The sequence below is a fragment of the Nonomuraea africana genome (assembly GCF_014873535.1).
Lineage (GTDB): Bacteria > Actinomycetota > Actinomycetes > Streptosporangiales > Streptosporangiaceae > Nonomuraea > Nonomuraea africana.
In genome coordinates this window covers 1,900,527-1,912,964 of the sequence record NZ_JADBEF010000001.1, presented here as the reverse complement: position 1 = coordinate 1,912,964, position 12,438 = coordinate 1,900,527, and the positions used below count along the sequence as shown (strand labels likewise).

7 protein-coding genes are annotated in these 12,438 nt (G+C 70.5%); 5 read left to right on the top strand and 2 right to left on the bottom strand.

The features are described from left to right. Window positions 1-6: 6 nt before the first annotated feature. From H4W81_RS08755 to H4W81_RS08740, 4 genes are read left to right on the top strand one after another with little or no spacing between them, the layout of a single operon-like run. Window positions 7-936, top strand: a complete 930-nt coding sequence (locus H4W81_RS08755; protein WP_192774330.1) for an ABC transporter permease — start codon at window positions 7-9, stop codon at window positions 934-936. Continuing rightward, window positions 902-1,795, top strand: coding sequence for an ABC transporter permease (locus H4W81_RS08750; protein ID WP_192774329.1), 894 nt, complete (start codon window positions 902-904; stop codon window positions 1,793-1,795). Before H4W81_RS08755 ends, H4W81_RS08750 begins: the two co-directional genes overlap by 35 nt. Before the next feature lie 14 nt (window positions 1,796-1,809). Continuing rightward, window positions 1,810-2,811, top strand: a complete 1,002-nt coding sequence (locus H4W81_RS08745) for an ABC transporter ATP-binding protein (RefSeq protein ID WP_192774328.1) — start codon at window positions 1,810-1,812, stop codon at window positions 2,809-2,811. Then, complete coding sequence (locus H4W81_RS08740; RefSeq protein ID WP_192774327.1) at window positions 2,808-3,797, top strand: ABC transporter ATP-binding protein; 990 nt, start codon at window positions 2,808-2,810, stop codon at window positions 3,795-3,797. Before H4W81_RS08745 ends, H4W81_RS08740 begins: the two co-directional genes overlap by 4 nt. Before the next feature lie 178 nt (window positions 3,798-3,975). Here H4W81_RS08740 and H4W81_RS08735 read toward each other — a convergent pair whose 3' ends face one another. Then, window positions 3,976-7,701: a S8 family peptidase gene (locus H4W81_RS08735; RefSeq protein ID WP_192774326.1), complete on the bottom strand. Its 3,726-nt coding sequence runs from the start codon at window positions 7,699-7,701 to the stop codon at window positions 3,976-3,978. Window positions 7,702-8,155: 454 nt separating this feature from the next. Here H4W81_RS08735 and H4W81_RS08730 point away from each other — a divergent pair, with 454 nt between their 5' ends. Beyond that, entirely contained in the window at window positions 8,156-11,599 is a 3,444-nt protein-coding gene (locus H4W81_RS08730; protein WP_318781620.1) for a S8 family serine peptidase, read from the top strand. A 131-nt stretch (window positions 11,600-11,730) separates the two neighbouring features. Here H4W81_RS08730 and H4W81_RS08725 read toward each other — a convergent pair whose 3' ends face one another. Beyond that, window positions 11,731-12,312 carry a hypothetical protein gene (locus H4W81_RS08725; protein ID WP_192774324.1) on the bottom strand — a complete coding sequence of 194 codons (582 nt, stop codon included), beginning with the start codon at window positions 12,310-12,312 and terminating at the stop codon, window positions 11,731-11,733. Window positions 12,313-12,438: the final 126 nt, after the last annotated feature.

Here is a 12,438-nt window from a genome sequence, read left to right as displayed (position 1 = left end):
GGGCCCATGGGCAGGTACGTCCTGCGCCGGTTGCTCGTGGCGGTGCCCGTGCTCCTGGGCACCACCTTCATCATCTACATGGCGGTCTACGCTCTGCCCGGAGACCCGATCCAGGCGCTGGCCGGCCCGAACCGGGTGCTGTCGCCGTCGGTCGAGCAGGCCCTGCGCGAGCAGTACCACCTGGACGAGCCGCTGCTCGTCCGGTACGGCCTCTACCTGGCCGGCCTGCTCACCGGAGACCTGGGGACGAGCCTGACCGGCCGGCCGGTCTCGGAGATCATCGGGGCGAGCTGGCCGATCACCGTCCAGCTCGGCGTGACGGCCTGGCTGTTCATGGCGGTCATGGGCGTGCTGCTCGGAGCCGCGGCCGGCCTGCGGCGCGGCGGGCCGGCGGACGTCGCCGTGCTCGGCGGCACCACCCTGATCATGGGTGTGCCGTTCTTCGTGGTCGCGTACGTCGCGCAGATCGTGCTGGGCGTCAACCTCGGCTGGCTGCCCGTGTCGGGCACCGAGGCCGGCTGGCCGCTGGCCTACGTCCTGCCTGGCCTGGTCCTCGCGCTGTACGGCCTGCCGCAGGTCGCCAGGCTGACCCGGACGAGCGTGCTCGACAACCTGGCCGCCGACCACGTCGGCACCGCCACCGCCAAGGGCCTGCCGAGGCGGGCCGTCGTGATCCGGCACGTCCTGCGCAACTCGCTGATCCCCGTCGTGTCGCTACTCGGTGTGAGCCTCGGGTACCTGCTCAGCGGCACTGTCCTCATCGAGGGCATCTTCAACCTGCCAGGCCTCGGCTACCAGATCTTCACGGCGATCCCGCAACACGACGGGCCGGTCGTCGTGGGCGTCGGGACCCTGCTCGTCCTCGTCTTCCTGCTGGTGAATCTCATGGTGGATCTTCTCTATGGCATCCTCGACCCTCGTATCCGCCTCGACTGAACCGCGGCCGGCCCGCCGCTCCGGCCTCTGGCGGGAGCTGCGCCGCCGCCCGGCGTTCGCCGTCTCGAGCGTGCTCGCGCTGCTCGTCTGCGCCATGGCCGCAGTGCCGCAGGCGTTCGCCGGCTGGTTCGGTGGCGGCGACCCGCGCCGCTGCGACCTGGCGAACAGCGGCCTGCCACCTGCCCAGGGACACCCGTTCGGCTTCGACATCCAGGGCTGCGACCTCTACAGCAACGTCGTGTACGGCGCCCGCTCGTCGGTCCTCATCGCGGTGCTCGCCACCGCGGGGATGCTCCTGGTCGCCGTCGTGCTGGGCAGCCTGGCCGGCTACTTCAGGGGCTGGGTCGACACGCTGATCAGCCGGATCATGGACGTGTTCTTCGGCTTCCCCGCGCTCGTCGGGATGATCGTCATCCTGCAGACGCTGAACGTGCACAACGAGCTGACCGTCTCCACCGTGCTCATCCTGTTCGGCTGGCCGGCCCTGGCCCGCGTCATGCGCGGCTCCGTGCTGGCCACAGCCGGGAGCGAGTACATCGCCGCCGCGCGCGGCGTGGGCGCGAGCACCCCTCGGATCCTGCTGCGCCACGTGCTGCCCAACTCCCTCGGGCCGGTCGCGGTGCTCACTGGGCTCAGCGTGGGCGGGGTGATCGCCTCGGAGTCGGCGCTCACCTTCCTCGGCGTGGGGCTGCGGACCCCAGCGATCTCGTGGGGCGTGCAGCTCAACACCGCCCAGCAGTACTTCACCTCGGCCCCGCACCTGCTGATCTTCCCGTCGATCTTCCTGACCGTGACGGTGCTCAGCTTCGTGCTCCTCGGCGACGCGCTGCGCGACGCCTTCGACCCCCGACTGCGCTAGGTGGTGACCATCTCATGAGCTCGCTCGAAACCCTGCCCGGCTTCGACGACTCCGCGCCGTTGCTCGCCGTCTCCGGCCTGCATGTGCGCTTCGGCCGGACCAGAGTGGTCAACGGCGTCGACTACGCCGTGGAGAGCGGCCAGACCCTGGCCGTGCTCGGCGAGTCGGGCAGCGGCAAGAGCGTGACGGCTCGGGCGGCCATGGGGCTGGTCAGGCCGCCGGCCGGCACGATCACCGCGGGCTCCGTACGGCTGCGCGGTGTCGACCTGCTGCGACTGCCGGAGGAGAGCCGGAGGCGGCTGCGCGCCACCACCATGGCGATGGTCTTCCAGGACGCGCTGTCCGCGCTCAACCCGGTGCTGAGCGTCGGCTACCAGATAGCCGAGCTGTTCCGCGCGCACCGCGGTCTGTCCCGCAAGGAGGCGCGCAGGCGGGCCGTCGACGTGCTCGACCTGGTGCGCATCCCCGCTGCCGAGCGGCGGGCGCGCGACTACCCGCACCAGTTCTCCGGTGGCATGCGCCAGCGTGTGGGCATCGGGCTGGCCATCGCCCTGAACCCGCAGGTGATCATCGCGGACGAGCCGACGACCGCTCTGGATGTGACCGTCCAGGCGCAGATCATCAGGCTGCTCGGCGAGATCCAGCGCGAGCACGGCACCGCTCTGGTGCTCATCACCCACGACATGGGTGTCGTCGCGGACATCGCCGACAGGGTCGCCGTCATGTACGCCGGGCGGGTGGTCGAGCAGGGCGGCGCGGCGCAGGTGTACGCCCGGCCCGCCCATCCGTACACCGAGGCTCTGCTCGGCGCGATCCCCAGGCCGCACCTGCGGGGCCGGCGGCTGGCGGTGATCCCGGGGGCGCCGCCCGACCCGGCCGCGCCGGATCCCGGCTGCGGGTTCAGGCCCCGCTGCGGGTACGGCACCGCCGCGTGCGGCCAGGCGCCACCGGCGCGGCAGATCGCCTCCGGCAGGCTCACCGCCTGCCATGAGTGGGAGCGGGTGACGTCATCGTGAGCGAGACGGTGCTGGAGGTGCGCGACCTGGTCAAGCACTTCCCCATCAGGCGGGGGATCCTCCGGCGCACCGTGGGCGTGCTCAAGGCGGTCGACGGGGTGAGCCTCGAGCTGCGCAGGGGCGAAACGCTCGGCATCGTCGGGGAGTCCGGATGCGGCAAGTCCACCCTGGCCAGGATGCTCACCGCGCACGAACGGCCCACGTCGGGCGAGGTGACCGTGCTCGGCCGGTCCATGCGGGACCTGCGCGGCCGGGAGCTGCGCAGGTCCCGGCGCCATATCCAGCTGATCTTCCAGGACCCCTACGGCTCGCTCGACCCGCGGATGACCGTCGCCGACGCCGTACGCGAGCCGTACGACGTGAACCCCGACTTGGCCGCGCGGGGCGAGCGCGTCCGGCGGGTGCGCGAGCTGCTGGAGGTGGTGGGCCTCAACCCCGACCACGGCGACCGCTACCCGCACCAGCTCTCCGGCGGCCAGCGGCAGCGCGTGGGCATCGCCCGGGCCCTGGCTCTGCGCCCGGATGTCCTGGTCTGTGACGAGCCGGTGTCGGCGCTCGACGTCTCGGTCCAGGCGCAGATCGTGAACCTGCTGGAGCAGCTGCGCGAGGAGTTCCGGCTGGCGTACGTGTTCATCGCGCACGACCTGGGTGTCGTCCAGCACCTCGCGGACCGCGTGGCGGTCATGTACCTGGGCAGGGTGGTCGAGACCGGCTCCGAGGCCGACGTGTACGGCGCCGCGGCGCACCCGTACACGCAGGCCCTGCTGTCGGCGGCGCCCCAGCCCGACCCGGCGCTGCGCGGCACCCGCCAGGAGATCCTCCTCGACGGCGAGCCGCCCAGCCCCGTCGACCCGCCGTCCGGCTGCTCGTTCCATCCGCGCTGCAGGAAGGTCGCGGACAGCTGCTCCCGGCTGCCGCCCCCGCTGGAGCCGGGAGCCCGGCCGGGACACCTGGTCGCCTGCCATCTGGCGGACAGGCCGGCATAGCCGGCCGAACCTACCCGGCTCGCCATCCTCAGCGGCTGCGATCTGGACGAACCCCGTCCTCCCCACCAGCACGGCCGGGGTTCAGCGGTGGCGGCATGCGGGTGGCCCGGGAACGCCGGCTCTGAGACACGGTTTCGGGCGCCTGGTACGGCCTCGCCGTACCAGGCGCCCGAACTCGCTACTTCACGCCGTAGGCGCGGAGCACGGTCTGCTCGACCGCGTTCCCGGCCTGGTCCTTCGCGGTGACCCGCAGCGACACGTGCCCGCCCTTGCCCGCCTGGTGGTGGGAGACCAGGGTGGAGTAGTGGGCCTTGCCGCGGGGGCGCAGCACCAGGCGTTTCCAGCTCTTGCCGTCGTCATAGGAGATCTCGGCCGTGACCTCCCGCAGGGCGAGGCCGGGCGCGGTGCTGCGCACGGAGAGGTCCAGCGAGACCGGCAGCGCCCGGCGGACCTGGCCGTTCAGGTCGGCGGGCACGGAGTAGTCGATGCCGAGCAACGGCAGCGGCTCGGTGCCGGACTTCGGACGGGCCGAGGTGAACGTCCACGCCGTGTCGGTCTCGGTGGCGTAGGTCCACTCCTCCGACGAACGCTTCGTGGACAGCTCCAGCCGGTACGCGGCCTTCCCGGGCACGGCGGGGAAGTCTCCGACGGCCCTCCTCGGCTCCTCGACGAGCTTGCCGTCGCGGTAGAGCCGGGCGGAGACCGTGTCCTGCTCGTCGGACCTGAACGCGTAGCTGTAGTGGCCGGCGGCGTCGACGAACTCGGGAACGTCGATGCTCAGCGTGTCCTCGGTCCGGGTCGGGACGAGGTCGGGCACGTTCGCCGGGATCGCCGGCCGCACGACGGGGCCGAACCACCGCTCCACGACCTTCTCGCCGGGGGTGTAGCCGCGCAGCGGGGCGATGAACCCTGGGGTGAGCGGGCCGAACGACCCCCAGGTGAACATGTGCTGCGCCACCTGCTGCCACTCGGTGTCATCCGCGGTGATGTACTCGGCGCGCGCGGACCCGGTGCGGATCCACCGCTGCCCCTCGTTGGAGAAGACCTGCCACGGCCGCCAGCCGAACCGCTGCTCCTTGGCCCAGCCGAAGCCTCCGGTCTCGTGGTATCCGGCGTCCACGCGAGCCAGGTTCTTGGAGTTGGCCTCGTAGACGATCTGCTCGGGAATCCGGCCCTTGGAGACCTGCGAGATGTCGTAGACGTAGGGAGTGGCCATGTTCGCGGTCACGTCGAGGACGGCCTTGCCCTTGCGGATCCGCTCCAGCAGCTTCTGGCCCTGGTCGTAGGGGATCGTGGCGGCCGGGATCTCGTGTCTGCCGATGGCCGGCGACCAGTACTGCCACGGGCTGCTGTCGCCGGCCGGCACGACGACGGCCATCGCGGCGCCCGCCTCGGCGGCGGTGGTGATCATCTCGTCCCAGCTGGGGCCCTCAGACGAGGCGCTCGACAGGACGACCGCCCGGCCGCGTAGGTTGAGACCCTTGAGCTCCTCTGGGGTGCCGCGACCCCCGTCGACGAGCTGCCACTTGTACGTGCCGCTCAGCTCCGGCGATCTCACCATCGGGGAGAGGTCCAGCGCCCCCCTGAAGTCGTTCACCCGCGAGACCAGCCTCGGCGCGCCGTACTGCCAGCGCGAGGTGAACTCGAACGTGCCCTCGCGGACCGGCTGCGTCTCGGCCACGTGCAGCTCTTCGACCGAGGGGAAGTTCATGTACGCCGAGGAGATCGTGCGGGAGCCGGTGTCCCGGTAGCTGGCGAACGTGGAGATGCCCTCCTGGATCACCGGCTGCGGCAGCTTGATCACGATCGGCCGCGTCTTCCGCGCGTCGAACACCAGCTCCACGTCGTCGTTCACCTGGAATTCGGGGATGTCGACCTTCATGTCGATGACGTGGGTGCCGGACCGCCTCTCGCTGAAGTGGCCCTGCGCGAAGTAGGTGCCCTCGTAGACCTCGAAGGTTTTCCCCTCCTCCGCCTCGTCCGGCAGGATGTAGGTCAGGAAGTTGTCCCGCGCGCCGGGGCCGAACATGAAGATGTTGGCCATGTCCGACGGTTTGCCGTCCTTGCCGATGGCGGTGACGTGCACCTTGTGGGTGCGACGGTCCTTGGAGATCGCCAGCGTGGTGTGCGCGGAGACCGCGCCGTCCGCGGTGGACGCGGTGACGTGGCCGGAGTTCCGGCCGTGCGCGATCTTCGCCAGGTCCGCGGTCACCGGGACCGTGACGGTGGCGCCGGCGTCGACGGTGACCGACGACGACCCCAGGGTGAGCGCGCCCTCGGCGGGGGCGTCGCCGTCCGGGTTGCGCAGGGTGGCGGCGAGCGTCAGGGAGACGGGCGCCTGGGTGGAGTTGGTGTAGGTGATGCTCCCGGCGGGACGCGCGGAGTCGCCGTCCTCGAACGAGCCCAGGTCGAGCACGCCGGTGGCCGTGACGCCCTGGCTCACGGCACGGGCGATGTCCACCCGCCCGCCGCCCTGCTCGTAGAAGGTCAGGTTCTGCGCGGTCCTGGCGGTCGAGATCAGGGCGTCCTTGAGCTGGGCGGCCTTCCATTCCGGGTGCCGCTGCTTGAGGATCGCCGCGGTGCCCGCCACGTGCGGGGTCGCCATCGAGGTCCCGGACGCGGCGGTGTGGCGCTCGTCGGCGGGCAGGCCCATCGAGGTGCCTTCGGCCCGCGCGGCCACGATGCCCACTCCCGGGGCGGTGATGTCCGGCTTGGCGCCTCCGTCGAGGCGGGGGCCACGGCTGGAGAACCCGGCGAGGGCCTCGTTGGCGTCGACGGCGCCGACGGTCAGCGCCGACGTCGCGGCGCCGGGGGTGCCGACGGAGTACTCCTGGCCCTCGTTGCCCGCCGCGACGACGAAGAGGGCGCCAGTCTGCTCGGTCAGCGCGTTCAGGGCGGCGCTGGCCGGGTCGGTGCCGTCCGTCGCGCCACCGCCGAGACTCATGTTGATCACGTCGGCGCCGGACGTCGCGGCCCACTCCATGCCCTCGATGATCGTCGAGAACGAGCCGGAGCCGCCGTCGTCCAGCACCTTGCCGATGAGCAGCTCGGCGCCGGGGGCCACGCCCTTGCGCCGGCCCTCGGAGGCCGCCCCGAGGCCCGCGACCGTGGCCGCGACGTGGGTGCCGTGGCCGTTGCCGTCCTGAGTCGAGGGATCGGCGGTGAAGTTGTGCCTGTCGACGATCTTTCCGGCGAGGTCGGGGTGGTTCTCGTCGGCGCCGGTGTCCAGGACGGCCACCTTGACGCCCTTGCCGTCGAACCCGCTCTTCCAGGCGTCGGGGGCGCCGATCTGTGGAACGCTGTGCTCCAGGTCCACCTTGACCTTGGCGTCCAGCCAGATCTTCTTGATTCCCGAGGCGAGCCGGGGGCGGCTGGAGCGGACCGCCGGCGCTTCGCCGAGGGCCTTCCAGAACGCGGCCAGTTCACCCTTGCCGGCGTCCACCGCCCGCGCGTTGATGCTCTCCAGTTCGGTCACCGGCTTGGCGCCGGGCAGGACGCCCGCGATCCGCGTGCCCTTGTCGTAGGCGAGCAGCAACGGCAGCGCGGGACTGCTCGCGTCGTCGTATCCCTGCTCGATCAGGTCGCTGATCGCGAAAAGGCTCCTGTCGATCAGGTTGTCGGCCACATAAGGGACCATGTCGTCGGGAAGCACCTGCAGCTTCCCGTCGATGTCGTGCGTGGAGAACTTCACCTTCTCCCGGCCCTTGGCGGGATCGACCGTGACGGCCCACTTCCCTGCCGCGGCCTGACGGATGGTCACCACGTCCCCGGTGATCAAAGTGACCCGGTGGACGGCGGTGGCCGGAGCTGGGGTGGAGACGGGCTCGGCCCCGGCCGGCGACGCCGGCAGGGCGAGGAGGGCCAACACCACTCCGGCGGCGGTGAGGCGGGCAAGCCAGTGCATGAGGGGGGGCGACCTTCCGTGATTCGGTACTGCCGATCACGAGAGTGGGTGATAACGCTCCCCCGCGTCACGATTTCCGGCCTGCCGAAATGTGACATGTCGCGAATGCGACAGCCTGGTGTACCTCGGGTGTCGAGCGTGTACGGCCACGGCGAGGCCCCGCGTGGGGCCACGCCGGTTCGAGGGACTTACGGGGTGGCCATCGTCGGGACCGCGAAGAAGAGTTGCCCCGGTTCGATAGACGCTGCGGCGACCGTCCGCCGTCACTCCCCGTCCGCACCACAAGAGACACCGAGCTCCGGTAGGTCACAATTCCCACATATGCCGCACTTGCCCCTTGAAAAGGTAACTAACGGAAGTCACGCTTCGTCCACATGGAGGTAAAGATCGTCTAGGAGCGCCTGTGACCCACACCCCCCGGCACCGGCGAGCGGTCCTGTTAGGGATCCTCGCCGTGCTCTCCCTTCTCCTCCCTCATGGCCTCGCACACGCAGCCCCCGAACCGCAAAAGATCAGCGAAGCCGTCCGCGCCGACCTGGCCCAGGACGACAAGGCCACATTCTGGGTGCGGTTGAAGGGCGAGGCCAGCCTCACCGCCGCGCACCGGGCCACCACCAAGGACGACAAGGCCAAGCAGGTCTACACGGCCAAGACCCAGCACGCCAGGTCTTCCCAGGCGAACCTCCGCAAGCTGCTCGACGCGCGGAAGGCGGAGTTCACCCCTTTCTGGATCGTCAACGCGGTCACCGTCACGGCCGACGCCAAGCTCGCCGCCGAGATCGCCGAGCTTCCCGAGGTGACGGCCATCGAGCCGGTCAGGACGCTCTCCGTGCCCAAGCCCGTCCCCGGTACGGCGGAGGCGAAGGTCAACGCGGTCGAGTGGAACGTGGACCGGATCAACGCGCCCCGAGTCTGGAACGAGCTGGGCACCCGGGGCGAGGGGATCGTCGTCGCGCACATCGACACCGGCGCCCAGTTCGACCACCCGGAAATCGCCGCGCAGTACCGGGGCAGGACCTCAGGGGGCGGCTACGACCACAACCACAACTGGTTCGACCCCGCACGGGTCTGCCCCAGCCCGGCCCCCTGTGACAACAACGGCCACGGCACCCACGTCATGGGCACCATGGTGGGCGCTTCCGGCATCGGCGTCGCGCCCGGCGCCACGTGGATCGCGGCCAAGGGCTGCGAGGGCCAGACCTGCACGGACGCCTCACTACTCGCGGCCGGCCAGTGGGTGCTCGCGCCGACGGACCTGACCGGCGCCAACCCGCGCCCGGACCTGGCCCCCGACATCGTCAACAACTCCTGGGGCGGGGCGGGCTTCGACCCCTGGTACAAGGCGACGGTCGACGCGTGGATCGCGGCCGGGATCTTCCCCATGTTCGCCAACGGCAACGAGGGGCCGGCCTGCCGTACCAGCGGCTCGCCCGGGCAGTACGTGGCCAGCTACAGCACCGGCGGGTTCGACGTGAACAACGTCGTCTACAACCGTTCCAGCAAGGGCGAGGGCGAGAACGGCGAGATCAAGCCCAACATCTCCGCTCCCGCCGTGAACGTCCGCTCGTCGGTGCCGGGCGGCGGCTACAACAGCTTCACCGGCACCTCGATGGCCTCGCCGCACGTCGCGGCCACGGTGGCGCTGATCTGGTCGGCCTCGCCGCGCCTGCAGGGGGACATCGCGGCGACGCGGCCGCTGCTCGACAGCACCGCGATCGACGTCAACGACACCAGCTGCGGCGGCACCGCGACTGACAACAACGTGTGGGGCGAGGGCCGCCTCGACGCCTTCGCCGCGGTCAACGCCGCGCCGCGCGAGGGACTCGGCGAGCTCAAGGGCACGATCACCGCGGAAGGGGCACCGGTCGCGGGGGCCACGGTCGCCGTCACGGGCCCGCTGAGCCGTACCGTCACCACGGCGCAGGACGGTACCTACAGCCTGCCGCGCCTGGTGCCGGGCGACTACCAGATCACGGTGACCAAGTTCGGCTACGGCCAGGCCACCTCGACCGCCACGGTCGTCGCCGAGCAGAGCACGACCAAGGACGTGACGCTGACGCCGAACGCCTCTGCTGTGGTGTCCGGCATGGTCACCACCGCCGGCGCGCCTGAGGTCGGCGCCACGGTGGCCGCGCGGGGCACGCCGGTCAGCGCGGTCACCGACGCCTCGGGCAGGTACCGGCTGACGCTGCCGCACGGCACCTACGAGCTCACCGTCACCCCCGCCTCCCGCTGCTCCAGCACCGCCACCGCGGAGGTCACCGTCGCGGGCGACGTGACCAAGGACATGGAGTTGCCGCTGCGCGGCGACAACTTCGGCTACACCTGCAGGAGCGGCTCCGACGCCTACGTGGCGGGCACCGAGAAGCTCGCGCTTACCGGCGACGACGAGGCGACGCAGGTGACGCTGCCGTTCACCGTCCCCTACTACGGCACGGGGCTGTCGCGCGCATGGGTGACCACCAACGGCTTCGCCACCTTCGCGGCCGACCGGGTGACCACGGGCAGCAACGGCACCCTTCCCGCGACCGGCACGCCCAACCTGGCGGTCTACCCGTTCTGGGACGACCTGGTGGTGGACGCCCAGGCGGGCGTCTACACCGCGACGAGCGGCACCGCGCCCCGTAGGACCTTCGTGATCGAGTGGCGGAACGTCACCTTCTACTCCGACACCACGCAGCGGATGTCGTTCTCCGTTCTGCTCGGCGAGGACGGCTCGATCGGCTACCGCTACAAGGATGTGGAGAGCGAGCGGGAACGCGGCTCCAGCGCCACCGTCGGCATCGAGAACGCGGGCGGCACCGACGGCCTGCTGTACTCCTACAACACGGCGGCGCTGACCAACGGGCAGAGCCTGGCGGTGACGGCGAGCAGGCACGGCCTGGCGATCGGCACCGTCACCGACGCCAACGACGGCGACCCGCTCGCCGGGGCCCAGGTGAAGATCGGTGACGTGGCGACGTTCACCACCGGCGCGGACGGCACCTTCTACGGGCAGGTGCCGTCAGGCGACTACACGGTGGAGGTCTCCAGGCAGCACTACGGCACCTTCGCCAAGCAGGTGACGATCGCGCCCGGCACGCTCACCAGGATCGACACCGCGCTCGTCACCGGCCGGGTGAGCGCCTCGGTGGCCGAGGTGACCGTGGTGATGCCCGCGGAGGCGAGCAGGACCCGCACGGTGGAGCTCACCAACCTCGGTTCGCCCACCGCCTACACCGCGACGGCCGACGCGGCATGGCTCACCGTGGCCCCGGCCACGGGCGAGCTGGCCAAGGGGCAGTCGGCTTTGCTGGAGATCAACACGTCCAGCACCGGCCTCCATCCGGGCAGCGTACGGACGGGCACGCTGACCGTCCGCTCGGCCAGCGGTCGCCAGCCGGTCATCGAGATCAAGGTGACGGTCGCGGTGCCCAAGCTCCAGGTGGCCGTCGACGCGGGCGGTACCAGGACGCTGATGGACGGCGAGGGCGACGCCTGGACAGCCGACAGGAAGTACGCCCAGGGCGCTCACGGCTACGTCGCCAACTCCACCTCGACGCACACCACGGCGAGGACCATCCAGGGCACGACCGAGCAGGAGCTGTTCAGGCGGGTCAGGGAGAACATGCTGGAATACCGCTTCGACAACGTCCCCTCCGGGACGTACACCGTCGAGCTGGGCTTCGCGGAGACCAGGTCGATGGGGATGGGCAGGCGCGTGTTCGACGTGATCGTCGAGGGCCAGCTGACGATCCCGGCGCTCGACCTGGCGCTTGAGGCCGGGACCTACACCGCGATGACCAGGCAGCACACGGTGAAGGTGACCGATGGGCAGCTCAACGTGCGCTTCGCGGCGCGCAAGGGCGCGCCGATCGTCAGCTTCGTCCGCATCTCGGAGCGGCCCGACAAGCCGTGACGTCATCCCTCGCCCCCTCCGCCCGGAGGGGGTGAGGCCCTGCTTCAGGCCTTCTGCTTCAGGCCGGCGGCGCCCCGTCGGTTTCGCGGGCCGGCACCGCAGGCCCCCAGGGGACGGAGGCGGCCGTGCGATCATGTCCGCTGTACGGGACCGGCTACGTCCGCGTAGCGAACGATCTGGGTGGCCAGGACCACAACCGTGGCCAGTGCGGCGGCCGAGCCGATCAGGACCATTGGAGTGTGCGGGCCCAGCAGCCAGAGCACGATCAGGGCGCTCAGCGGGGGCACGCAGAACGCAGCCAGGTCCACCGCAAGTTGTAGCCGCTTGCGAGAGGGGCGGAGTGGATCCTCGCGATGGTATTTCTCCCACTTGAACACGTCGATGTCACTGGAGCCGTCCTCGACGAGGCCGACCAGGCGTGGCCCCAACCTGCCGCGGACGTACCGCCCAATAGCGGCGATCTTGTGATCGTTGGTGACGTAGGCCCAGCCCAGCACCGTGGTGGCCAGCGGCAGCAGCAACAGCAACTCGAGCCGGCCCATGGTTGCGGTGACAGTGATGATGCCGGCGACCGCGGTGAGCGTGGCGTACAGCAATTGGCTGCGCGCGCCGATCCGCTGCCGCTCCTCCGCCTTCAGGGCGTCGTATTCGCTCATGAGCGCCTTGACCGCGTGCTCGGGAATTACTGCGGCGGTGTCGGTGATTGCGGGCATGATTCTTCTCATATCTGATGATTCCTACCCTTCTGACGATTTCGTCATTTATGAAATGTATCGTCACTTGTGCAATGATTCGCCAAAACAGTAGTGAGCATTCCGTCATTCCTGACGGACCGCACT

Coding starts and splice junctions, on each gene's coding strand:
- H4W81_RS08755 (WP_192774330.1), top strand. CDS start 7: ATGGGCAGGTACGTCCTGCGCCGGTTGCTCGTGGCGGTGCCCGTGCTC.
- H4W81_RS08750 (WP_192774329.1), top strand. CDS start 902: ATGGCATCCTCGACCCTCGTATCCGCCTCGACTGAACCGCGGCCGGCC.
- H4W81_RS08745 (WP_192774328.1), top strand. CDS start 1,810: ATGAGCTCGCTCGAAACCCTGCCCGGCTTCGACGACTCCGCGCCGTTG.
- H4W81_RS08735 (WP_192774326.1), bottom strand. CDS start 7,701: ATGCACTGGCTTGCCCGCCTCACCGCCGCCGGAGTGGTGTTGGCCCTC.
- H4W81_RS08725 (WP_192774324.1), bottom strand. CDS start 12,312: ATGCCCGCAATCACCGACACCGCCGCAGTAATTCCCGAGCACGCGGTC.